The 21177-nt window shown below is 71.8% G+C and carries 25 protein-coding genes and 1 pseudogene; 13 read left to right on the top strand and 13 right to left on the bottom strand.

Annotated features, from left to right (window positions below; translation table 11 throughout):
* Position 1: 1 nt before the first annotated feature.
* Positions 2-337 carry an ArsR/SmtB family transcription factor gene (locus tag ACZ51S_RS03395; RefSeq protein WP_468478602.1) on the bottom strand — a complete coding sequence of 112 codons (336 nt, stop codon included), beginning with the start codon at positions 335-337 and terminating at the stop codon, positions 2-4.
* Positions 338-499: 162 nt separating this feature from the next.
* On the opposite strand from ACZ51S_RS03395, the gene ACZ51S_RS03390 reads away from it, so the two are divergent.
* Entirely contained in the window at positions 500-1171 is a 672-nt protein-coding gene (locus ACZ51S_RS03390) for a class I SAM-dependent methyltransferase (protein ID WP_468478603.1), read from the top strand.
* A 15-nt stretch (positions 1172-1186) separates the two neighbouring features.
* On the opposite strand, the gene ACZ51S_RS03385 is transcribed toward ACZ51S_RS03390, so the two are convergent.
* Genes ACZ51S_RS03385 through ACZ51S_RS03375 form a run of 3 tightly spaced genes read right to left on the bottom strand, consistent with a single transcriptional unit; the run spans position 1187 to position 3382 of the window.
* Complete coding sequence (locus tag ACZ51S_RS03385) at positions 1187-2242, bottom strand: ArsO family NAD(P)H-dependent flavin-containing monooxygenase (protein ID WP_468478604.1); 1056 nt, start codon at positions 2240-2242, stop codon at positions 1187-1189.
* Positions 2239-3030 (bottom strand): aquaporin, encoded by a 792-nt coding sequence (locus ACZ51S_RS03380; protein ID WP_468959443.1) that lies wholly within the window; start codon positions 3028-3030, stop codon positions 2239-2241. The genes ACZ51S_RS03385 and ACZ51S_RS03380 overlap by 4 nt, the downstream gene beginning before the upstream one ends.
* Before the next feature lie 37 nt (positions 3031-3067).
* Positions 3068-3382 (bottom strand): ArsR/SmtB family transcription factor, encoded by a 315-nt coding sequence (locus tag ACZ51S_RS03375; protein ID WP_388937671.1) that lies wholly within the window; start codon positions 3380-3382, stop codon positions 3068-3070.
* Between the two features lie 134 nt (positions 3383-3516).
* On the opposite strand from ACZ51S_RS03375, the gene ACZ51S_RS03370 reads away from it, so the two are divergent.
* From ACZ51S_RS03370 to ACZ51S_RS03350, 5 genes are all read left to right on the top strand, one after another.
* Positions 3517-3966 (top strand): arsenate reductase ArsC, encoded by a 450-nt coding sequence (locus ACZ51S_RS03370; protein WP_468478606.1) that lies wholly within the window; start codon positions 3517-3519, stop codon positions 3964-3966.
* A gap of 145 nt (positions 3967-4111) precedes the next feature.
* Positions 4112-4765, top strand: a complete 654-nt coding sequence (locus tag ACZ51S_RS03365; protein ID WP_468478607.1) for a C39 family peptidase — start codon at positions 4112-4114, stop codon at positions 4763-4765.
* A gap of 166 nt (positions 4766-4931) precedes the next feature.
* A complete protein-coding gene (locus ACZ51S_RS03360; RefSeq protein WP_468959441.1) occupies positions 4932-5819 on the top strand; it encodes a LysR family transcriptional regulator in 888 nt (295 codons plus the stop codon).
* Positions 5820-5901: 82 nt separating this feature from the next.
* Entirely contained in the window at positions 5902-6279 is a 378-nt protein-coding gene (locus tag ACZ51S_RS03355; RefSeq protein ID WP_388937663.1) for a PadR family transcriptional regulator, read from the top strand.
* Positions 6276-6833, top strand: coding sequence for a hypothetical protein (locus ACZ51S_RS03350; protein ID WP_468959439.1), 558 nt, complete (start codon positions 6276-6278; stop codon positions 6831-6833). The genes ACZ51S_RS03355 and ACZ51S_RS03350 overlap by 4 nt, the downstream gene beginning before the upstream one ends.
* Positions 6834-6854: 21 nt before the next feature.
* Here the strand turns inward: ACZ51S_RS03350 and ACZ51S_RS03345 are convergent, their stop codons facing one another.
* On the bottom strand, positions 6855-7241 hold the full coding sequence (locus ACZ51S_RS03345) for a hypothetical protein (RefSeq protein ID WP_468801965.1): 387 nt from the start codon (positions 7239-7241) through the stop codon (positions 6855-6857).
* Here ACZ51S_RS03345 and ACZ51S_RS03340 point away from each other — a divergent pair.
* Positions 7128-7544 (top strand): helix-turn-helix transcriptional regulator, encoded by a 417-nt coding sequence (locus ACZ51S_RS03340; RefSeq protein WP_468959679.1) that lies wholly within the window; start codon positions 7128-7130, stop codon positions 7542-7544. The two genes, ACZ51S_RS03345 and ACZ51S_RS03340, sit on opposite strands and share 114 nt — an antisense overlap.
* A gap of 69 nt (positions 7545-7613) precedes the next feature.
* Here the strand turns inward: ACZ51S_RS03340 and ACZ51S_RS03335 are convergent, their stop codons facing one another.
* The 3 genes from ACZ51S_RS03335 to ACZ51S_RS03325 all read right to left on the bottom strand — a co-directional run bounded on the left by ACZ51S_RS03335 (position 7614) and on the right by ACZ51S_RS03325 (position 10367).
* The gene (locus tag ACZ51S_RS03335; RefSeq protein ID WP_468959437.1) at positions 7614-8948 is read right to left on the bottom strand and encodes a PQQ-like beta-propeller repeat protein; all 1335 of its coding nucleotides are present in this window, start codon (positions 8946-8948) and stop codon (positions 7614-7616) included.
* Positions 8949-9181: 233 nt separating this feature from the next.
* A complete protein-coding gene (locus ACZ51S_RS03330) occupies positions 9182-9631 on the bottom strand; it encodes an SRPBCC family protein (RefSeq protein ID WP_388937652.1) in 450 nt (149 codons plus the stop codon).
* 523 nt (positions 9632-10154) lie between these two features.
* On the bottom strand, positions 10155-10367 hold the full coding sequence (locus tag ACZ51S_RS03325) for a hypothetical protein (protein ID WP_468801933.1): 213 nt from the start codon (positions 10365-10367) through the stop codon (positions 10155-10157).
* A gap of 50 nt (positions 10368-10417) precedes the next feature.
* On the opposite strand from ACZ51S_RS03325, the gene ACZ51S_RS03320 reads away from it, so the two are divergent.
* A complete protein-coding gene (locus ACZ51S_RS03320; RefSeq protein WP_468959435.1) occupies positions 10418-11836 on the top strand; it encodes an AI-2E family transporter in 1419 nt (472 codons plus the stop codon).
* Between the two features lie 39 nt (positions 11837-11875).
* Here ACZ51S_RS03320 and ACZ51S_RS03315 read toward each other — a convergent pair.
* The 5 genes and pseudogenes from ACZ51S_RS03315 to ACZ51S_RS03295 all read right to left on the bottom strand — a co-directional run bounded on the left by ACZ51S_RS03315 (position 11876) and on the right by ACZ51S_RS03295 (position 16118).
* Positions 11876-12315, bottom strand: a pseudogene (locus ACZ51S_RS03315) (hypothetical protein).
* Between the two features lie 217 nt (positions 12316-12532).
* Positions 12533-13330: a maleylpyruvate isomerase family mycothiol-dependent enzyme gene (locus ACZ51S_RS03310; protein ID WP_468959433.1), complete on the bottom strand. Its 798-nt coding sequence runs from the start codon at positions 13328-13330 to the stop codon at positions 12533-12535.
* 270 nt (positions 13331-13600) lie between these two features.
* Positions 13601-14272, bottom strand: coding sequence for a DUF5701 family protein (locus ACZ51S_RS03305; RefSeq protein ID WP_468801930.1), 672 nt, complete (start codon positions 14270-14272; stop codon positions 13601-13603).
* An 83-nt stretch (positions 14273-14355) separates the two neighbouring features.
* Positions 14356-15183, bottom strand: a complete 828-nt coding sequence (locus ACZ51S_RS03300) for an ABC transporter permease (RefSeq protein ID WP_468801929.1) — start codon at positions 15181-15183, stop codon at positions 14356-14358.
* A complete protein-coding gene (locus ACZ51S_RS03295) occupies positions 15180-16118 on the bottom strand; it encodes an ATP-binding cassette domain-containing protein (RefSeq protein ID WP_468801928.1) in 939 nt (312 codons plus the stop codon). Before ACZ51S_RS03295 ends, ACZ51S_RS03300 begins: the two co-directional genes overlap by 4 nt.
* A 160-nt stretch (positions 16119-16278) precedes the next feature.
* On the opposite strand from ACZ51S_RS03295, the gene ACZ51S_RS03290 reads away from it, so the two are divergent.
* From ACZ51S_RS03290 to kdpB, 5 genes are all read left to right on the top strand, one after another.
* Positions 16279-16917: a PadR family transcriptional regulator gene (locus tag ACZ51S_RS03290; protein WP_468478619.1), complete on the top strand. Its 639-nt coding sequence runs from the start codon at positions 16279-16281 to the stop codon at positions 16915-16917.
* Positions 16918-17164: 247 nt separating this feature from the next.
* A complete protein-coding gene (locus tag ACZ51S_RS03285) occupies positions 17165-17320 on the top strand; it encodes a hypothetical protein (protein WP_468478620.1) in 156 nt (51 codons plus the stop codon).
* On the top strand, positions 17317-17406 hold the full coding sequence (kdpF, locus tag ACZ51S_RS03280; protein ID WP_467276221.1) for a K(+)-transporting ATPase subunit F: 90 nt from the start codon (positions 17317-17319) through the stop codon (positions 17404-17406). Before ACZ51S_RS03285 ends, kdpF begins: the two co-directional genes overlap by 4 nt.
* 4 nt (positions 17407-17410) lie before the next feature.
* On the top strand, positions 17411-19075 hold the full coding sequence (kdpA, locus tag ACZ51S_RS03275) for a potassium-transporting ATPase subunit KdpA (protein WP_468885105.1): 1665 nt from the start codon (positions 17411-17413) through the stop codon (positions 19073-19075).
* The gene (gene kdpB / locus ACZ51S_RS03270; RefSeq protein WP_468959432.1) at positions 19072-21177 is read left to right on the top strand and encodes a potassium-transporting ATPase subunit KdpB; all 2106 of its coding nucleotides are present in this window, start codon (positions 19072-19074) and stop codon (positions 21175-21177) included. Before kdpA ends, kdpB begins: the two co-directional genes overlap by 4 nt.

The following is a 21177-nucleotide window of genomic DNA, read 5'->3' as shown; positions in this document are numbered from 1 at the left end:
ATCAGCAGCAGCCCTTCGTCTCCGCATCGGGGCAGGTCTTGTCGTTCTCGACCGCGAGGACGGCGGAGCGCAGGTCGCCCAGAGCGTGGCCGAGGCGGCGGTCGGCGAGCTCGTAACGGGTCCGGCGCCCGTCCGGGACGGTGACGACGAGGCCGCAGTCCCGCAGGCACGTCAGGTGGTTGGACAGGCGGGTCCGGGAGACGCCGAGGCTGTCGGCGAGGTCGGACGGGTAGGCCGGCGCCTCGCACAGGGCGAGGAGGATGCGGCAGCGGATCGGGTCGGCGAGCGCGCGGCCGAAACGGGCCAGCACCTCGATGTCAGGGGCGACGGTGAGCACGCTAGGACAGTACAGCGAATCCTGAATCCACAAAACCTTGGATGCCGGCTCCTCGCCGGGCGTCGTGCCCCTCGCGAAGGAACCGCACGGCCCAGGGCGGCGCGCGTGGAGCCGGCCAAGGCCGGGTGCGCGGCCTGGTTCCCGCTCGCCGATGATGCAGCCATGACGTCACACGAGCAGGACCCCGGACTGGCGCGGGCGCAGCGGGAGCACTGGCAGCACACCTATGGCGCCCACCCGGGCATGTACGGCGAAGAGCCCTCCGCCCCCGCCCGGTACGCGGCCGCGGTCTTCCGGACCGCCGGCGCGAAGGACGTCCTGGAGCTGGGGGCCGGCCACGGCCGCGACGCGCTGCACTTCGCGCGCGAGGGCTTCACCGTACGCGCCACCGACTTCAGCCCTACCGGCCTCGAACAGCTCCGTGCGGCTGCCCGGGACATGGGGCTCGGCGAGCAGGTCGCCACCCTGGAGCACGACGTACGCGATCCCCTGCCCTGGGCGGACGCCTCCACGGACGCCGTCTTCGCGCACATGCTGCTCTGCATGGCGCTGTCCACGGACGAGATCCGCTCCCTCGTCGGGGAAGTCCGCCGGGTCCTGCGGCCGGGGGGGACGTTCGTCTACACCGTCCGCCACACCGGCGACGCCCACTACGGCGCCGGCACCGCACACGGCGACGACATTCACGAACACGGAGGCTTCGCGGTCCACTTCTTCCCCCGCGAGCTGGTCGACGCCCTCGCCGACGGCTGGGTCCTGAACGAGGTCCACGCCTTCGAGGAGGGCGACCTGCCCCGACGCCTGTGGCGCGTCACCCAGACCTTGCCCCGGTGACGGCCCCACCGATCGTCAACCGAGCAGAGCCGCGACCTCCCGGGCCGCGTCGCGGGCGGGGCGGCCGACGCCGATGAGGGTGGCGGAGGCGGGGCCGGTCCAGTCGCCGTAGCCGATCAGGTGCAGGCGGGGCTCGTCGACGGCGCGGGTTCCGTCGGTGGCGATGCGGCCCCGGGTGCCGCGCAGCCGCAGTGCGGCGAAGTGGGCCAGGGCAGGGCGGAACCCGGTGCACCAGATGACCGCGTCGGCGGCGGACCGGGTGCCGTCGGCCCATTCGGCTCCGGCGGCGGTGAGACGGCTGAACATCGGCCGCGCGTGCAGGAGTCCGGCGTCACGGGCCGCGCGTACGGGCGGTACGGCGACGATGTCGCCGAGGGACGCGACGCCTCCGGTGTCGGCGCGGCCTTCGTCGAGGGCCCGCCGGCGGGCGGTGGCGGCGTCGAAGAGGGCGCGGCCGTCGATGTCGTCGGCGAGGTAGCGGGGCGGGCGCCGGGTGACCCACGTCAGGTCCGCGTGCCCGGCCAGGTCGGCGGCGATCTGCGCGCCGGAGTTGCCGCCGCCCACGACGATCACGCGCTGTCCGGCGAATGCGGCAGGGCTCTCGTACTCGACGGTGTGCAGCTGGCGGCCGGTGTACTCGCGCCGGCCGGGGACGGCGGGCAGGAAGGGACGGGTCCAGGTCCCGGTGGCGCTGATGACGGCGCGGGCCCGCCAGTCGCCGCAATCGGTCCCGACGCGCAGGAAGGCGCCCTCGCGGTGGACCGCGGAGACGCGGACGCCGCGCCGGACCGGGAGTTCGTACCGCTTCTCGTAGTCCGCGAGGTACTCCACCACATGCGCGGCGTCCGGGTACGTCTGCCCGGACTGGGGTGGCATGAGCCGGCCGGGCAGGGAGGAGTAGGCGGCCGGGGAGAACAGGCGCAGGGAGTCCCAGGCGTGCTGCCAGGCCCCGCCCGGCGTCGCCTGGGCGTCGAGGATGACGGAGTCGACGCCCAGGCGGCGCAGGTGGTATCCGGCGGCGAGCCCGGACTGGCCGCCGCCGATCACCACCACGTCCGTGCGCATGCTCATGCGGCGGGCGTCCCGGTGTCCGCCCTGCCGCGCATGAAGATGACGGCGACCAGCGCCAGGCCCACCACCGCACCGATCAGCTGCATGCCGATGAAGCCGGCAACGGAGGCGGGGGCGATACCGGCGAAGGTGTCCGTGAAGGCGCGGCCGACGGTCACCGCCGGGTTGGCGAAGGAGGTGGAGGAGGTGAACCAGTACGCGGCGCCGATGTACGAGGCGACCGCGACGGGGGCGAAGCGCAGCCGGTCGGTGCGGGCCAGGCCGAAGACCAGCAGGATGAGTCCGGCGGTGGCGACGACTTCACCGAGGAGGAGGTTGCCGGCGGAGCGGTCGTGGGTGGACCACTTCACCAGCGGCTCGCCGAACATCGCGTCCGCCAGGATGGCGCCCGCGATCGCACCGACGATCTGCGAAGGCACGTACACGGCCAGCTCGCGTGCGGTGACCCCGGCACCGCCGCGGCGGGCGGTCCACCACTCGGCCAGCGTCACGGCCGGGTTGAAGTGGGCGCCGGAGACCGGGCCGAGGAGGGTGATCAGGACCCCGAGGCCGAAGACCGTGGCGGTGGAGTTGGCCAGGAGCTGGAGCGCCACGTCGTCGGTGAGCTCGGTGGCCTGGATGCCGGAGCCGACGACGACCGCCACCAGCGCGGCGGTGCCGACCAGCTCGGCGGCGGCACGGGCGACCAGTGGAGTGCGGGGCGGGGTCGCGCCGGGTGCGGGCCGGGGCGGGTCGGCGGCTATGGCGGACTCCGCTGCGGGGGCGGCGACGCGCTCGGTGGCGGTCAAGGCGGGTTCTCCTCGGGCAGGTGAGGCGGACAGCGGGCTACGGGCAGGACCGCTTGAGGTTCGCTTCGGCGGTGGCACGCGCGGTCCGGGCGAGGTCCGCGAACTGACCGGCGAGGGCTTCGATGACTTCCGGGCGCAGCCGGTAGTAGATGTACCGGCCGCAGGGCTCCGTCTCCACGACCCCGGCCTCGCGCAGCACCTTCAGGTGGTTGGAGAGGTTCGTCTGCTTGGCGCCCGTCTCCTCCACGAGGTGGGTGGTGCAGAGGGTCTCGCGCGCGAGCAGGGTCACGATCCGGAGCCTGAGCGGGTCGGCCAGCACCCGAATCAGATCAGTGTCGACTGACGTCATCATGGGCTGATACTGTCACATCAGCCGGGCCTGACACCAGTCCGAGCTGACCCGCGACACCCTGGACGCCGACGTCACCGAACCGCTCACGCGGCTCGCGCCCTGAACCCCCTGGCCACCAACCCAAGGAAGAACAGATGTCCTCCGCTCTCCCCCAGCCCGGCGGCCGGGAGGTACCCGCAGCCGCCTCCGTCCTCTTCGTCTGCATCCACAACGCGGGCCGCTCCCAGATGGCGGCCGGGTTCCTCCGCCACCTCGCGGGCGACCGCGTCGAGGTCCGCTCCGCCGGCTCGGTCCCCGGTGACCAGGTCAACCCCTCCGCGGTGGCCGCCATGGCCGAGCTGGGCATCGACATCTCCGACCAGAAGCCGAAGGTGCTCACCCCCGAGGCCGCTCAGGCCTCCGACTACATCATCACCATGGGCTGCGGCGACGCCTGCCCGTACTTCCCCGGCAAGACGTACCTCGACTGGCAGCTCGAGGACCCCGCCGGCCAGGGCGTCGAGGCCGTCCGCCCCATCCGCGACGAGATCAAGGGCCTCGTCGAAGGCCTGATCGCCGAGATCGACGCCAAGAACCAGGCGTGACCGCCGCGACCGGGACCCGTACGGCGACCGGCGCCCGCGCTGCCCCGCGGCATGTCGCCGCCGCCTGCGGAAGACACGTGCGGCAGCTCACCGAACGAGCGGGAAACGACACCCCGAGCCGCCCCCGACCACGCAGGAGTCTCGTATGACGGACCCCGTTCCGCCCCTCTCCTCGTACCGGCCCGTCCGCCACCAGGTTCCGTACTTCGCGCAGTGGGAGTCGCCCGAGCTGGTCTCGGAGATCGTCACGGGCCGCCTGGACGCCGCCGACGACCCCCGCTGGCGGGCCTCCGGCGCCGACTCCCCCGAGGAGTACGCCTTCTGGTCGTGGCGGGCGTGCGGTATGGCCTGCCTGCGGATGGCGCTGACCCACTGGGGCCTCGACGCGCCCCCGAGCGTCACCCTCGGCAAGGAGTACCTCGAAGCGGGCGCGTACGTACCGAAGGAGGGCGGCCTGCACGGGCTGATCTACGAGCCCTTCGCCCGCCACACCCGGGAACGCTTCGGCCTCTACGCCGAATCCCGCCCCAGCCTCCCGCTGCACGAGGTCGCGTACCAGCTGCACGCCGGCCGCCTCGTCGTCCTGTCCGTCCACCCGGGCGTCCGCGACGGGGACACCGAGCCGCCCCACCGCGGCGGACACCTGGTGCTGGCCGTGGGGGCGGACCGGAACGCCGTCACGATCCACAACCCGTCGGGCCGGCACGGCACCTCGCAGCAGTTCGCCGACGTCCCGTGGCCGGTGATGCGCCGCTACTACGCCGGTCGCGGCGTCCTGCTCGGCCGCCCGGCCGACTGACCCCGCCCCTGGGTGGCCGCCCGCGCCGCGCAGGTCGTTCGTTCAGCGTTCCTCGAACTCCGGCCGCCAGTGGCCGAAGCGGGCGATCGGGCGCGATCATGATCAAGGTAAACTTGCGCCCGGTTCGATCACCGCTGGGTCATCGTCTGAGGGGGCTGGGGAGCCGGTGGAGCTGCGGGACATCGAGATCTTCCTGGTGCTGGCCGAGGAACTGCATTTCGGCCGGACGGCACAGCGGCTGCACGTCTCCCAGGCCCGCGTCAGCCAGGCCGTCAAGAAGCAGGAGCGGCGCATCGGCGCCGAGCTGTTCACCCGCACCAGCCGCACCGTACGCCTGACCGAGATCGGCCGGCAGTTCCGCGACGACCTGCAACCGGTCTACGCGGGCCTGCACGACTCCCTGGAGCGGGCCCGGCTGGCGGCCCGCGGCATCACCGCACAGCTGCGCGTCAGCCTGATGCCGTTCAACATGCCCGAACTGCACCCCTACTGGAAGGCCTTCCGCGCACGCCACCCGCAGTGCGAACTCCAGATCCGCCTGGAGACCTTCAACGACGTCTTCGGACGGCTCCGCTCCGGCAGCACCGACGTACTGATCACCTGGCTGCCGGTCGAGGAGCCGGACCTCACCGTCGGCCCCGCCTTCTGCACCGACTCCCGGGTCCTCGGCGTGCGTGCCGAACACCCCTTCGCCGGGCGGGAGTCCGTGCCCCTGGAGCTGCTCGCCGAGTTCCCGCACGCCACCTCCCTCGACGTCCCGGACTACTGGGAGGACAGCTACCTGCCCTTCCACACCCCACGGGGCCGGCGGATCGAGCGCCTCAAGCTGGCGGACAACTCCGACGAGCTGGTCAGCCTGATCGGCATGGGCGAGATCATCCACACCTTCCCCAGCCACGTCACCAGGTACTGGGGCATGTCCCACATCCGGTGGCTGCCCATCCCCGAGATCGGGAACCTGACCTTCGTCCTGGTCTGGCGGACCGAAGCCGAGAACGACCTCATCCGCGCCCTGGCCGCCACGGTCCGGGACCTCGGCGTCTTCCACTTCTGACCCGGCCCGGCCGGGCTCCGGCCGGGTCTTGGCGGGCCAGGTTTCTTGCGGTGCAAGGTACCTGCCGACTATCTTGTACCGCATGACAAAGGACCTGTCCGCGGCCGGTGACCAGCGGCGCAGTCAGCTCCTGCGCGGCGTGCTCGACCTGTGCCTGCTCTCGTTGATCGCCGAACGACCCCGGTACGGCTTCGAGTTCGCCGAGGCGCTCGCCGCCGGCGGGCTGGAGCTGGTCAGTGACGGCAGCATCTATCCCCTGCTCGCACGGATGGAGCGGGCAGGGCTCGTCTCCTCGTACCGTGCTCCGTCCCCGAGCGGCGGCGCCCCGCGCAAGTACTACCGCCTGACCGGGGCGGGGCACGCCGAGCTGAGCGGCGGCCGCGCCGACTGGCTCGCCTTCGCCGGGCAGGTGGGCCGCGTCCTGACCACGACGGAACCCACGGGGGGAACCACGCCATGACGAACACGCAGATCCTCGCCGCCTGCCGCAGCAACTGGGAATACCGGGGCATCGACGACGCGTCGGTGAGGGAGATGCTCGCCGAGCTCTCCGCACACCTGGAGGACGCGGAGGCGGCCGGCCGCACACCACAGGACGTCGTCGGCGACAACGTCCGTGCCTTCGCCGCCGCATGGGCGCGGGCACGCGCCCCGCTCCCGCGCCGGGTGCTGCGCACCGCCTCCCTGGGGTGCTTCGCCATCGGCGTGGTCCTGCTCCTCTCGTACGTGCCCCGGTGGACCACCGGCCTGGACGTGACCCCCGGATACCTCGCCTTCTGGGCGGTGCTCGGCAGCGTCACCGTCGTCTGGGAGCTGCGGCGCGGCAACCTCGGCATACGCCGGAGCTGGGCGGTCGCCTGCGCCGCCGCTCTGCCCGCGGCGCTCCTCACGGACCGGCTCGCCGGTGACGGGGTGCTGTTCGAGCTGCCCCTGTGGGCGGCGCCGGTCCTGCTGCTGCCCGGACTGCCGTACGCCGTGGCCGACGCCCGGGCCAGGAGGAGCGGCCGGGCGTGAGCGCAGGCCCGAGCGGCGGCGTCAGTAGAGGCGGTTGACGACGTTGCGCATCGTGGTGTTCTTGAAGTAGTCCACGGGCGGGGCGCTCCAGTTGCCCTCCCACTCGAGGAGGGTGACGGTGTCACCGTCACGGCCCACTCCGAACAGGTGGTTGTGGTAGAGGCTGGTGTCGAAGGTGTACGTCAGGCGCATGCCCTGGACGGTGACGCCCTCTTCCACGTCCACCGCCCCGTAGTCGAATCCGGTCACCACGGTGTGGGGCCCTTCGTAGAGCCGCGGGCAGTCCGCGTAGGCCTGCCGGGCGCGGACCGCGAAGGCGGCGGCCTCGGCTTCCGTCTTGAAGACCACGGTGTTCTGCCTGCCCGCGGCCGTCTCGGACGTGGCGACCTCACGGCTCCGCACGTTCACCTCGGGCGCCTGGTTGTCCGGCCAGAAGCCGAAGCAGGCGGTGAAGTTGTTCCAGCCCCGGACGGCTGGTTCAGCGACACCGGTCCGGCGCGGCCGCGCCTGGCTCCGCGCGAGCGGCAGGTCCTGCGCGACTACGCGTCCGGACTGACCCTGAAGGCGACCGCCCGGCGCGCCGGGATCAGCGTCAACACCGCGAAGTACTACCTGGACCAGGTCAAGGAGAAGTACCGCCAGGCGGGCCGTCCGGCCCACGCGAAGATCGAACTGGCCCAACGGGCCCACGAGGACGGCTTCCACACCTGAGCGACCTCGCGTCCGGGTGCCGGCGCGGATCGTGCTCGGCGTCGTGGCGCGTGGCCCGCGGGCGGGGTGTCAGGGGCGGAGTGCGTGGACGCCCTCGTCGTTCGCGAAGTACAGCAGCCCGTCGGCGGCGAGGGGCGGGGGCCCCGAGGTGCTCTCTCCCGCACTCACCCGCCAGAGGGCCTTGCCCGTGCGGGCGTCATGGCAGTACCAGTCCCGCAGGCAGCAGACGAACAGAAGGCCCCCCGGAGCCACGCCCGCCCCGTAGGAGGCCTCCCGGCGATCGCTCCGCCAGCGTTCGCGACCGGTGCGCGCGTCATAGGAGCGCAGCGTCGTGCGGCCGTCGTCGAAGCCGCCGTCCTCGCTCCAGCACAGGTACACGCAGTCCTGGTCCGCGGCGAGGGCGGCGCTTTCGTTGAGGGTGGTCGAGAAGGCGGGCGCGGTCCAGCGGAGCTCGCCCGACGCGGCGTCGAAGGCCTGCAGCCGCTGTGCGTCGCCCCTGCGGCGGCCGGGCGCGCTGATGTAGACGGCGTCGCCGTGCGCCACGGGCACCGAGGCGTGCGCCGCCGGTGCGGTCCAGCGGACGGCGCCGGTGCGCGGGTCGTACGCCACCAGCTCGGAGCCGATGCCGACGTTGCCGTTGCGCCCGAAGCGCAGTCCCGCGGCGGAGGCGTCCAGGGTGCACCGGCCGCCCGGCGCGTGCGGTGCCGCCGACCAGCGGACGGCGCCGGTACGCGGGTCGAACGCGGTCAGGCTCCCGCCCGGCGGGTTGGCGTACACGAGGCCGTCGCGCACCTCCAGGAGCGCGGCATCGGCGTGCCACAACAGGTCGCCGTTGCCCGTGTCGAGTGCGTACAGGACGGGGGGCGGCGGGTCGGGGTCCTCGTCGTAGGTGTACGGCAGGAAGCTGACCAGGGCGGTGGAGCCGCTGGTCCACACCGCCCCCGCGCTGGGTTTCCGCAGGCGGCTTCCCGGGGCCTGGTGCCACATCGGCTCACCGTCCGCGGTGCGCAGCGCGTGCACGGCGCCGCCGTCCGTGGCCACGAACACCGCACCCGGCGTCACGGCCGGTGCGCCGGGGAGGGCCCCGGCCAGCGGTGCGCGCCAGCGGCGGCGGCCGGTGGCCGCGTCGAGCGCGTACAGCCCGTCCTTCTTCGACCTGACGTAGGCCACTCCGTCCCGGTGCACCACCCCGGCGTGGTCGAAGCCCTGGGCACCGCCGTCACGGTCCCGCAGGGGCAGGGTCCACAGCGGCTCACGGACCGGCGGTCCGGCCTTCTCGGGCGCGCCGCCCAGGACGTCGCACGCGGAGGTGGTGAGGGCGAGCCCGCCCGCCACACCGGCCGCCGCCAGCTTCAGGACCTGGCGGCGGTCGGCCTGCTGCTGTCGCCCCCCGGATGTACGCATGGGGGCAGGCTAAGCGACGGCTGCGGAGGGCGGCTACGTCCCAGGCGGCCCGCAAGCGGCACCGGGGAGAAGGGTGCCGCTTGCGGTCATCGGCCCGCCGGGGGTCCCGCCGAACCGGTGAGACGTGCCGCCGCCACTGAGCCGCATGTCCCCGATCCGATTGCTCAAACCCCGTCCGCGGAAAGGGATTTGGGACCAGGTGTGGGGCGTCCGGGGCGTCGGGGGTGCTGCGGTCAGACGTTGCCGCGCCAAGCGCCGGTTTCGCGGCCGCGCTCCTCGATGAAGTGCTTGAACCGCTTGAGGTCACCCTTGACCTGACGGTCGACGAAGCCGAGCTTGTCGCCGATGTTCTCGGCCATCCCCTCGGGATCGAAGTCCATCATCAGGGTGACCTCCGTATGGGCCGGGTCGATCGGGCGGAAGGTGACCAGACCCGACTGCTCCGTCTCGCCTCCCACGGTGACCCAGGCGACCTTGCTGTCGGGGACCTGCTCGGTGATCTCCGCGTCGAACTCACGCTGCACGCCGCCGACCTTCGTCACCCAGTGGGTGAGCGTGTCGGTGCGCTGCTCGATGTGCTCGACCCCGTCCATGAACTCGGGGAACGACTCGAACTGCGTCCACTGGTTGTAGGCGGTGGTGATCGGGACGTTGACCTCGATGGATTCCCTGACCTGCGACATGACCGATCCTCGTTCCTTGCGTGGGCGGCCGCCCGCCCCGTTCGGGCGGGGGCGGACGGAGAAGACTCGTAATGCCTTCCCTCCAGCCGCCCCTGCCCCTGCCCGGCCGCGGCACACCACCCTCCCGGAAAACGGACGGCGGGCGTGTCGGCGCATCCGGCCCCCTCCCGTTCGCCCGACCGCCGCCGTCGCCGTAGGGCGGCTCCTCACCGCCACGCCCGGAATGCGGGGGCGGCCCGTGCGGGGCAGGGTGGTGCACCCGTCCCCCCTCGCACCGGAGGTACGACGGCGATGCCGCAGAAGGTCATCACGGTGCCGGATCCCCCGACCGCCCGGGCCGGCTCCGTCACGGCCCGCGGCCGTCGGGAGGACCTGGTCCGGCTGGGGTCGGGCCGCCGCGTACGGCGCCGTCCAGCTGCTCCTCGTCGTACCGGGTACCGGGCTGGGGTGGGACGAGACGGTGTGAGCCAGGTGGCCGCTGAGGCCCCGGCCGCGTTCGGCCCGGTCGGGCTGCCGAGGGGTTTCAGGCGGCCAGGCTGAACAAACCGCCCGCGGAGACGAGGGTGAAGGCGGGGATCCCGGTGCGGACGGTGAGGGGAGTGCCGCTGTTGGTGGTGCTGCCGTTGCCGAGCTGGCCCACGCTGTTGTCGCCCCAGGCCCTGACCGTGCCGTTGGAGAGCAGGGCGAGGCTCGTGGTGTTGGCGGGGGTCCGGCCGGCCTGGCCTTGCCTGATCACGCGCAGCCGGGGCAGACGGGCTGGTGGTGAGCGTAGGGAGGTGGTGCGTCGTGCCCGTCATCCGCAGCTGGGCCGAGCGCCTCAAGGGCGGCGCCGCCGCGTTCGGTGAGCGCAGGGCGCGGGCTCTGGCACGTCAGGAGGCGCAAGCCGTAGCCGAACGGGTTGGGGAGGCGCGCGCCGGACAGCGGGCCCGCCCGAGTTCCGCGGCCCCCGCGCAGGCGGTGCCCTGGGGCATACGGGTCGCGGCGGAGGCGGGCTGGCGCTTCGTGGTGATCGCCGCCGCCCTGTGGATCTTGATGCGGGTGATCGGGTCCGTCCGGCTGGCCGCGCTGGCGTTCATGGCGGCACTGCTGGTCACCGCGCTGCTCCAGCCGACGGTCGCCCGCCTGCAACGGTGGGGCCTGTCCCGGGGGCCGGCCACCGCGGTCACGGCGGTCTGCGGGTTCATCGTCCTCGGTCTGGCGGGCTGGTTCGTCGTATGGCAGGTGCTCAACAACCTCGGCAGTCTGTCCAGCCGCCTCCAGGAAGGCATCGAGGAGCTGAAGCGCTGGCTCGTGAACAGCCCGCTCCACGTGACCGAGGAGCAGATCAACGACATCGCGGGCCGGCTGAGCGATGCGATCGGCACGGGCGCCGACAACATCGCCTCGACCGGCCTCCAGGGCGTGACGATCCTGGTCGAGCTGATCACCGGGGTGCTCCTGACCGTCTTCTGCACGCTGTTCCTGCTGTACGACGGCAGGCGCATCTGGGAGTGGACCCTGCGCCTCGTACCGGCCGCGGCCCGGCCCGCGATGGCCGGGGCGGGCCCGCCGGCCTGGCGCACCCTGACCGCGTACGTGCGCGGAACGATGATCGTCGCCATGATCGACGCGGTCTTCATCGGCGTCGGCATCCACTTCCTCGGGGTGCCGCTGGCCGTGCCCATCGCCGTCGTGATCTTCCTGGCCTCGTTCGTGCCGCTGGTCGGAGCGGTCGCCTCGGGCGCGCTCGCCGTGATCGTCGCCCTGGTCACCCAGGGACTGTTCACCGCGGTGATGACCCTGATGGTGGTACTGATCGTCCAGCAGATCGAGGGCCACGTCCTCCAGCCGTTCATCCTGGGACGCGCCGTCCGCGTGCACCCCCTGGCCGTGGTCCTGGCGGTCGCCTCGGGCGGGCTGATCGCCGGCATCGGCGGGGCGGTCATCGCGGTCCCGCTGGTCGCCGTCACCCACACGGTCGTCGGCCACATCCGGGCCGGCGCGGACGAAGACCCGGACGCGGTACCGGACCCCGCCGCCACCGGTCAGGACCGGGCGGGACGGCCGGCCCCGGGCGCGGACGGCAACGCGGACCGGGATGCGGCCGGGTACGCGGACCACTCCGCGGAGCGGGAGGAGGACCGCTACGAGGACCGGCCGGCGGCCCGGCGCGAAGAAGACCGCCCCGCGCCCGAGACCCCGGACCGCAAGGAGAACCCGCCGTAGCCGGCCGCCCCGGCGCCCCCACGACAGCGGGTCAGCGGGTCAGCGGCGGGCGGCATTCCGCCGGGCCCAGCCGGTGGCGGCCACCACCTGGCGCGCGATGTCCACGACAGGCCGTCCGTCCGTCAGCACCCGTACGGTCCCCGCGCAGGCCCGCTCGTCCAGAAGCCGCGCCGTGCGTGCGCTGCCCCTCAGCTCCTGCTCCAGCTCCGAGCCGAGTTCCCGGCCGACCAGCCGCGCGGGTGGTGGCGTCGGAAGCGGTGAGCAAGACCCGCGTGATACGCACCCCCTCCCCCATGGCACGCTCGAACATGCCGGTCGCCTCCGGCAGCACGCTCGCGGTGTTCGTGTAGACCAGACGGCGGTAGCCGCGCCGGGTGGGGGACCGCCACGGCCCGCAGCAACGCCGAACCCTCCCAGCCCACCGTCGTCTTGCCGGCCCCGGCCCGCCCTCCGATGAGCAGTACTTCCGCGTGATCCATGGACGCAGCGTGCCAGTCGGCGACCGCCTCACGCGATCCGATAGCGACCTGTCCGTCCCCCTGACGGCGTCCCCGCCCGGATGTCACGCCTCGGCCGGCACGTCCGGTCGGCAGTGGACGTCGACAACGCCTACACCGGCCTCACCGCCGCATGGGTACTCGCCCGCGCACTCGACCTGCAGCCCGCTTCGGGGCGGCAGCGGATTCGGGCCCCGCCCTACTCCTCCGGCTCCCAGGCGCGGAGCAGGTCGAACAGCCCTCCGTCGCCGTCAACGTGCAAGGACGCGGCGGGGATTCGGTCGTACAGGTAGAGGACCAACTCACTGGCCGTGCCGTGGACGGAGGCGCCGGCCGCGTCCGAGTCCTCGCCCTTCGCGGCCGTGGGCGCGGGGATGCGGGTGGAGCGCGCGCCGTCGCCGTCGACCGTGAGGCGCCAGGAGCGGCCCTCGGCGGTGTGGAAGTCGAAGGTCGTCGGCTTGTGCGGCCAGGCGCTGGGCGTCGCGACGCAGGTGAACAGGAACTCCTCGACACCGTCGAGTGCGGCCCCGGCCGGCAGCGGCTGCGGGGCGCCCGCGGCGAGCTGGGCGTCGTAGGTGTGCACCGCGCTCTCCTGGACCCGGTGCCGGGCGACTCCGCCGGCGGTCCGCGGCGTCTGCAGGGCGCTCCACCACGCCCAGCAGGCGGCGTCCGGTCCGGCCTCGCGCAGGGTGCTCAGCAGAAGCTGCGTCGACGCGGCCAGCCAGGCCAGCATGGCCTCGCTCTCCCGCGGTACTTCCAGAGCGGCGCGCGCGGCTACGGCCTCGGCGGGAGGAGCGTCGGCCGGCCCGGCGCCGACGATGGCGGCCCAGTAACGGTCTCCTCCACCGAGGTGCTTCACCAGATCGAACAGCGTCCACCCGGGGCAGCTCGGCACCGGTGCGTCGAGACTGGGCGCGGCGGCGACCGCGGTGCGGAAGGCGGTCGACCGCTCATCGATCAGGCGCAGCAGGTCGGCGAACTCAAGATTCTTGTCCACGCCGGATGCCTATCACCGCGCTCCGGTGATCGGACAGCGATTTTCATAGTCCCGCCGATCGGCCAGTACCTCCGGTCGGCCAGTACCCCCGGCGCGCCACGATCCTGCGGCGCTGCGGGGAAGAGACCCTCCGAGAGGATGGTCTCGACGCCGTCGTCTCGGCGGCTCGGCCGTGCGGCCACCGCGCCGCCGAGCCGGGCCGGCCCGGCCCGGTCGGGTCCGGGCCGTCCGGACCGGGCCGGGGCGCGGCGGGACGGGGAGCGTGCCCGGTCAGGGGCGGCGGCCCGTGGTGGAGGCGAAGCCGAGCCAGGTGTGGCGGTTGTTCCACCAGCACCAGCCGACCTTGGGGGCGCCGCGCCGCTCGCGGCCGTCCCGTCCGGTGCCGTTGCTGATCCAGACCGCCGGGGTGCGGGCGTCCAGAGCGCCGTTGTCCTTGCGCAGGCGGGAGCCGATGGTCATGAAGCAGCGGTTGCGCTCCAGGGCCTGCGGCTGCTGGAGCACCCAGTGGATGCCCTCGGTCAGCAGCAGCGGGCTGCGGCCCTCCGCGGTGAGGGCGGGCAGTGCCTCCTCCGGGCTCCAGTTGGACATGCGGTCGCCCCGGTCGGGCGCGGCGACGAGGTAGAGGGGCGCGTCGGGCAGCTCCACCTCGTGGGGGGCGAACCGGTCGACGTCGTGCATGTCGGTGACGACGAAGCCGGGCTTGTCCTGGCGGTGCAGCAGCGGGGCGAGGGCGGACGCGGGGGCCCGGTCCGGGTGGACGGCGAGCAGGACGTCCTCGCCGCCGGCGGCGGCGAAGGCCCGTACCTCGGCGGCGGAGATCCCGGCGATCTCGGGTACGCCGAGCTCGATCAGGTGCTCGGCCTGGACGGCGAGCGGCGGAAGCGGGGGTAGGACGTCACCGGAAGCGGAGCCGGTCACAGGGGTGGGCGTGGAGTTGGGCACGGTACTCCCTCGGTTCGTGGACGAAGCAGTGGATGAGGCGGTGGACGAAGCAGTGGACGTTTCGGGGCGGTTCGAAGGGCGGGTCATCGGCTCAGGTCCCTGAAGCGCTTGACCGCCAGGGGGAAGAACACCGCGATCAGGGCCGCCGGCCAGGCGACCGCGAGCAGTTCCGCGTGGGTGGCGGCCCAGGAGCCGCCGCCGGCACCGGGGTTGCCGAACAGGCCGCGTACGGCGGTGCACGTCGCCGACAGCGGGTTCCATTCCACGATCGCGCCCAGCCAGGCAGGCATCGACTGCGGTGCGGCGATGGCGTTGGACAGGAAGGTGACGGGCCAGACCAGGATCTGTACGGCCTGCACCAGTTCCGGCCTGCCCGCGACCAGCGCCAGGTGGATGCCCATCCAGAGCATCGCGAACCGGAGCAGCAACAGCAGTCCCAGCGCCGCCAGGAACGAGGCGAATCCCTGGTGCCAGCGCCATCCGAGCGCATATCCGACCGCGATCATCACGCTGAGGCCGACCGCCGACTGGAGCATGTCGGCGACGCTGCGTCCGACCAGGACCGCGCCGGAGTACATCGGCATGGCCCGGAACCGGTCGATGACCCCCTTGCCCAGGTCCTGGGTGACCGCGAGCATCGTCGCGTCGAGGCCGAAGGCCATGGTCATGGCGAACATGCCGGGCACCAGGTAGGAGGTGAAGTCGCCGTCGACGCCCCGTCCGCCCCCGATCAGATAGCCGAACATCATCAGCATCATCACCGGGAAGACGAGCCCGACCACCACCTGAGCGGGCCGGCGCGCCCAGTGGGCCAGCTCGCGCCTGGTCATCGTCCAGGAGTCGGCGGCCGCCCAGCGCAGCTTCGAACCGGTGCTGCCGTGCGCCGTACCCACAGTGAGCGTCGCACTCATGCGGCCTCCTCCTTGGTCAGGTGGATGAAGACTTCGTCGAGCGTCGGCCGGCGCACCGCGATGTCCTGCGCCTCGATGCCGGCGGCCTCCAGGGCCCGCACCGTCTCGGTCAGGGCCCGCATCCGGTCGGTGACCGAGGTGCTGACCAGCCTGCGGTCCTCGTCCACCACCGCCTCGCCGGGCAGGAGGGACGACGCGCGTGCCAGTTGCGCCGCGTCGTGCAGCACCACGTCGATGCGGTCGCCGCCCGTCATGGACTTCAGCTCCTCCGCCGTGCCCTGCGCGATGACCCTGCCGTGGTCGATGACCGCGATGCGGTCGGCCAGTTGGTCGGCCTCCTCCAGGTACTGCGTCGTCAGCAGGACGGTCGTACCGCCGTCCACCAGCGAGCGGACCGCGTTCCACACCTCCGTGCGGCCCCGGGGGTCGAGTCCGGTCGTGGGCTCGTCCAGGAAGAGCACCTGCGGCCGGGAGATCAGCGACGCCGCGAGGTCCAGCCGGCGCCTCATACCGCCGCTGTAGTGCCTGACGGCCTTGCCGCCGGTGTCCGCGAGCCCGAACCGGGCGAGCAGTTCATCGGCCCGGGTGCCCGCGCGGCGCGCGCCGAGGCGGTGGAGCCTGCCGAACATCTCCAGGTTCTGCCGGCCGCTGAGTTCCTCGTCCACCGCGGCGTTCTGGCCGAGCATCCCGATCCGTGAGCGCACCTCGCGGGCCCGGGTCCGTACGTCCGCTCCCGCCACCTCCACGCGTCCTTCGTCAGGGCGCAGCAGCGTGGACATGATGCGCACCGCGGTGGTCTTGCCGGCGCCGTTCGGGCCGAGGATCCCCTGGACCGTCCCGGCATCGACGGTGAGATCAAGGCCGTCGAGGGCCCGCTTGTCCCCGTACCTCTTCCGCAGGCCTTCGACGATGATCGCCGGATCGCGGTCGGACAATGCACCCTCCCCGTCTCGTCAAACTTGACTACTTGCCGCACAGTACGAGCTCCCGAACAGTTAGTCAAACTTGATTACCCGGCAAGGGCGCACCCGGCGGCAGGCTGGTCAAACTTGTCTACCGATAGGCTAGTCAAAGTTGTCTTGAAGGGAGACGCCCATGTCTGCGATCCGGCTGCTGGTCCTCGGCGCGGTCCGCCAGCACGGACGGGCACACGGCTACCAGGTGCGCAACGACCTGGAGTACTGGGGCGCCCACGAATGGTCCAACGCCAAGCCGGGCTCGATCTACCACGCCCTCAAGCAGATGGCGAAGGAGGGACTCCTCCTGGCGCACGAGGTCGCACCGAGCACCGTCGGCGGCCCGCCCCGGGTCGAGTACGAGATCACCGAGCAGGGAACCGAGGAGTACCTCACGCTGCTGCGCCAGGCCCTGACCTCGTACGACCAGAAGATGGACGTGCTCTCCGCCGGCGTCGGGTTCATCGTCGACCTGCCGCGGGACGAGGCCGTCGCGCTCCTCAGGGAGAGGATCGAGCGGCTTCAGCAGTGGCGGTCCTCGGTCACCGAGTACTACACGCCGGAGAACGGGCCCGGCCAGCTCGGGCACATCGGCGAGATCATGAACATGTGGCTCCACTCCGCCGACAGCGAAGCGGCCTGGACCCGCGGACTGATCGGCCGGATCGAGAACGGCGCCTACACCTTCGCCGGCGAGGGCGAGCCCTTCGTGGCCGTGCTCGCCGAGGGCGAGCCGAACCCGTACGCCACAGGCCCCCACCCCGAGGACCTCCCCTGAGGCCGTGAATCGGAGCTGAGTCCCCGGACGCCCCGAGTCGGCACGGGGGCGAACCGGCCCACCGGACACGCCACCACCCCGGTGAGGAATTGCCGCCTTCTTGACGGCGGCGCACGGGATGCGCTGGGGGTCCGTAAAGGGCGCGTCAACGCAGGTCAGTGGGCGTTCGCGGGCTCGCGCGCGTCAGGACGCCGTCAAGAGTTCCCCGCCGTGCGTATGGAGACCGTCAAGGCGTCTTAACGCCGGGATGAAGACACGGTTATCTCGTCATCGGCCATCTGGCCGATTCATCACTTCCCTCTTCATCCAGGAGCTCACGATGGCCGATCTGGCCTTCGTCGTCACCACGGTCGCGGTCTTCGCACTGGTGGCCCTCATCGCCCGGGGGGTGACCAGGCTGTGACGGTCGAGAACATCGTCGGCCTGCTGGTCGCCGCCTCCCTGCTCGGTTACCTCGTCCTCGCCCTCGTGCACCCGGAGAGGTTCTGAGCAGATGAGTCCCCAAACCGCCGGCGTGCTCCAGCTCCTCGCGCTGATGGCCGCACTCGCCCTCGTCTACCGCCCGCTGGGCGACTACATGGCGCGGGTCTACTCCTCCGAGAAGCACTACCGCCCGGAGAAGTGGATCTACAAGGCCATCGGCGCCAACCCCGCCGCCGAGATGCGCTGGCCCGCCTACCTGCGCGGTGTCCTGGCCTTCTCCGCCGTAAGCGTCCTCTTCCTCTACGCCCTGCAGCGCTTGCAGGGCATCCTGCCCGGCTCGCTCGGCTTCGCCTCGATCGACCCGGACCAGGCGTTCAACACCGCCGCATCGTTCGTGGCGAACACCAACTGGCAGTCGTACGCCGGTGAGCAGGCCATGGGCCACGTCGTGCAGACCGGCGGCCTGGCGGTGCAGAACTTCGTGTCGGCCGCGGTCGGCATGGCCGTCGCGGTGGCGCTCGTACGGGGCTTCGCGCGCTCCCGCACCGGTGAGCTGGGCAACTTCTGGGCGGACCTGGTGCGCGGCACCGTACGGATCCTGCTGCCCCTGGCGGTCGTCGGCGCGGTCGTCCTGGTCGCGTGCGGTGTGATCCAGAACTTCGCCGGGATCCACGAGGTCGGCCAGTTCATGGGCGGCACCCAGCAGTGGAACGGCGGGGCGGTGGCCTCGCAGGAGGTCATCAAGGAGCTGGGGACGAACGGCGGCGGCTACTTCAACGCCAACTCCGCGCACCCCTTCGAGAACCCGACCCCGTTCTCGAACCTCTTCGAGATCTTCCTGATCCTGGTCATCCCGTTCTCCCTGACCCGCACCTTCGGCCGGATGGTCGGGAACCTGCGTCAGGGCTGCGCGATCCTCGCGACGATGGTCATCATCTGGATCACCTTCACCGCGCTGATGACGGGGACCGAATTCGCCCACCACGGCCCGGCCTTCGAGATCGCGGGCGGGGCGATGGAGGGCAAGGAGACCCGCTACGGGATCGGCGCTTCCGCGATCTTCTCGGTGGCGACCACGCTGACCTCGACCGGTGCGGTGAACTCCTTCCACTCCTCCTACACGGGTCTGGGCGGCGGTATCCAGCTGCTGGGCATGCAGTTGGGCGAGATCGCGCCCGGCGGGGTGGGTTCCGGCCTGTACGGCATGCTGATCACGGCGATCATCGCGGTGTTCATCGCCGGTCTGATGGTCGGCCGCACCCCCGAGTACCTGGGCAAGAAGATCGGCACCCGCGAGATCAAGTTCGCGGCCTGCTACATCCTGATCACCCCGGCCCTGGTCCTGGGCTTCACCGCTGCGGCGATGGCCCTGGACACCCCGGTGAACTCGATGACGAACACGGGCGCCCACGGCTTCTCGGAGATCCTCTACGCCTACACCTCGGGCGCCAACAACAACGGCTCGGCCTTCGCGGGCCTGAACGCCGACACGCAGTGGTTCAACAGCACCATCGGCATCGCCATGCTGCTGGGCCGTTTCCTGCCCATGGTCTTCGTCCTCGCGCTGGCCGGCTCGCTCGCCGAGCAGAAGCCCGTGCCCGAGACCGCGGGCACCCTGCGCACCGACAAGCCCCTCTACGCCGGCCTGCTCGTCGGAACCACCCTCATCGTCACCGGTCTGACCTATTTCCCGGCCCTGGCACTGGGTCCGCTCGCCGAAGGGCTCGCATCATGAGCACCGCCACTCCCACCAGGGCTCCGCACCAGGACCTGCCCACCGGCCACAAGCCGGGCGGTGAACGCGTGGGCGGGGGCCTGTTCGACCCCCAGCAGTTGCTGAAGTCCTTCCCCGACGCGGTCCGCAAGCTCGACCCCCGCGTCATGATCAAGTCGCCGGTCATGTTCGTGGTCCTGGTCGGCTCGGTGGTCACCACCGTGCTGGCGCTGAAGGATCCGGGCGACTGGTTCGGCTGGGCGATCACGGCGTGGCTGTGGCTGACCACGATCTTCGCGAACCTCGCGGAGGCCGTGGCCGAGGGCCGGGGCAAGGCGCAGGCGGACACCCTGCGCAAGGCCAAGACCGACTCCGTCGCGCGACGCCTGAAGCAGGACGGACGGGGCGAGGAGCAGGTCCCGGGTGCGGAGCTGCGTATCGGCGACCTGGTGGTGTGCGAGGCCGGGGACGTCATCCCCGGCGACGGTGACGTCGTCGAGGGCGTCGCCTCCGTGGACGAGTCGGCCATCACCGGCGAGTCCGCGCCGGTGATCCGGGAGTCGGGCGGCGACCGCTCGGCCGTCACGGGCGGGACGAAGGTGCTGTCCGACCGGATCGTCATCAAGATCACGACGAAGCCCGGTGAGACCTTCATCGACCGGATGATCGCCCTCGTGGAGGGCGCGGCCCGGCAGAAGACGCCCAATGAGATCGCGCTGAACATCCTGCTCGCGTCCCTCACGATCGTCTTCCTGCTCGCGGTCGTGACCCTGCAGCCGTTCGCGATCTACGTGGGCGCCGAGCAGTCGATGATCGTACTCACGGCCCTGCTGGTCTGTCTGATCCCCACCACGATCGGTGCGCTGCTGTCCGCGATCGGCATCGCCGGCATGGACCGCCTGGTCCAGCGCAACGTGCTCGCCATGTCCGGCCGCGCGGTGGAGGCCGCCGGTGACGTCTCCACGCTGCTGCTCGACAAGACCGGCACCATCACCCTCGGCAACCGGCAGGCCTGCGAATTCGTCCCGGTCAAGGGCATCGCGGAGGCCGAGCTGGCCGATGCCGCCCAGCTGTCGTCGCTGGCCGACGAGACCCCCGAGGGCCGCTCCATCGTCGTCCTCGCGCAGGAGAAGTACGGACTGCGCGAACGCCACCAGGGCGAGCTCGCCCACGCCGAGTGGATCGCCTTCACCGCCCAGACCCGCATGTCGGGCGTGGACGTCGACGGCAGGAAGATCCGCAAGGGTGCGACCGGTTCGGTCGTGGCCTGGGTGAAGGAGCAGGGCGGCGGCGTCTCCGAGGACACGCGGACACTGACCGACCGGATCTCCGAAGCCGGCGGTACGCCGCTGCTGGTCGCCGTCGAGGACACCGAGGGTGCCCGTGTCCTGGGAGTCATCCACCTCAAGGACGTGGTCAAGGAGGGCATGCGCGAGCGGTTCGAGGAGCTGCGGCGCATGGGCATCAAGACGGTCATGATCACCGGTGACAACCCGCTGACCGCGAAAGCCATCGCCGAAGAGGCGGGCGTGGACGACTACCTCGCCGAGGCGACGCCCGAGGACAAGATGGCCCTCATCAAGCGCGAGCAGGCCGGCGGCAAGCTCGTCGCGATGACCGGCGACGGCACGAACGACGCCCCCGCCCTCGCGCAGGCCGATGTCGGGGTGGCGATGAACACCGGTACCTCGGCCGCCAAGGAGGCCGGGAACATGGTGGACCTGGACTCCAACCCCACCAAGCTCATCGAGATCGTCGAGATCGGCAAGCAGCTCCTGATCACCCGGGGCGCGCTGACGACGTTCTCCATCGCCAACGACGTGGCGAAGTACTTCGCGATCATCCCGGCCATGTTCGCCGTGGTCTACCCGGGCCTGGACAAGCTCAACATCATGGGCCTGGCCTCCCCCGAGTCGGCGATCCTCTCGGCCGTCATCTTCAACGCGCTGATCATCATCGCCCTCGTGCCGCTCGCCCTCAAGGGGGTCCAGTACAAGCCGACCAGCGCCGACAAGATGCTCCGCCGCAACCTCGGCCTCTACGGACTGGGCGGCCTGATCGCCCCGTTCATCGGCATCAAGCTCATCGACCTGCTCATCTCCCTCATCCCCGGAATCGGCTGA

This window comes from Streptomyces sp. NPDC034043, from assembly GCF_055575675.1.
Note: the sequence above shows the minus strand (reverse complement) of the source record. Positions and strands in the feature narration are given on the sequence as shown.

Coding starts and splice junctions, on each gene's coding strand:
- kdpB (WP_468959432.1), top strand. CDS start 19,072: ATGAGCACCGCCACTCCCACCAGGGCTCCGCACCAGGACCTGCCCACC.
- ACZ51S_RS03375 (WP_388937671.1), bottom strand. CDS start 3,382: ATGATGACGTCAGTCGACACTGATCTGATTCGGGTGCTGGCCGACCCG.
- ACZ51S_RS03390 (WP_468478603.1), top strand. CDS start 500: ATGACGTCACACGAGCAGGACCCCGGACTGGCGCGGGCGCAGCGGGAG.
- ACZ51S_RS03350 (WP_468959439.1), top strand. CDS start 6,276: ATGACGAACACGCAGATCCTCGCCGCCTGCCGCAGCAACTGGGAATAC.
- ACZ51S_RS03370 (WP_468478606.1), top strand. CDS start 3,517: ATGTCCTCCGCTCTCCCCCAGCCCGGCGGCCGGGAGGTACCCGCAGCC.
- ACZ51S_RS03385 (WP_468478604.1), bottom strand. CDS start 2,242: ATGAGCATGCGCACGGACGTGGTGGTGATCGGCGGCGGCCAGTCCGGG.
- ACZ51S_RS03285 (WP_468478620.1), top strand. CDS start 17,165: ATGAAGACACGGTTATCTCGTCATCGGCCATCTGGCCGATTCATCACT.
- ACZ51S_RS03365 (WP_468478607.1), top strand. CDS start 4,112: ATGACGGACCCCGTTCCGCCCCTCTCCTCGTACCGGCCCGTCCGCCAC.
- ACZ51S_RS03330 (WP_388937652.1), bottom strand. CDS start 9,631: ATGTCGCAGGTCAGGGAATCCATCGAGGTCAACGTCCCGATCACCACC.
- ACZ51S_RS03335 (WP_468959437.1), bottom strand. CDS start 8,948: ATGCGTACATCCGGGGGGCGACAGCAGCAGGCCGACCGCCGCCAGGTC.
- ACZ51S_RS03300 (WP_468801929.1), bottom strand. CDS start 15,183: ATGAGTGCGACGCTCACTGTGGGTACGGCGCACGGCAGCACCGGTTCG.
- ACZ51S_RS03355 (WP_388937663.1), top strand. CDS start 5,902: ATGACAAAGGACCTGTCCGCGGCCGGTGACCAGCGGCGCAGTCAGCTC.
- kdpA (WP_468885105.1), top strand. CDS start 17,411: ATGAGTCCCCAAACCGCCGGCGTGCTCCAGCTCCTCGCGCTGATGGCC.
- ACZ51S_RS03290 (WP_468478619.1), top strand. CDS start 16,279: ATGTCTGCGATCCGGCTGCTGGTCCTCGGCGCGGTCCGCCAGCACGGA.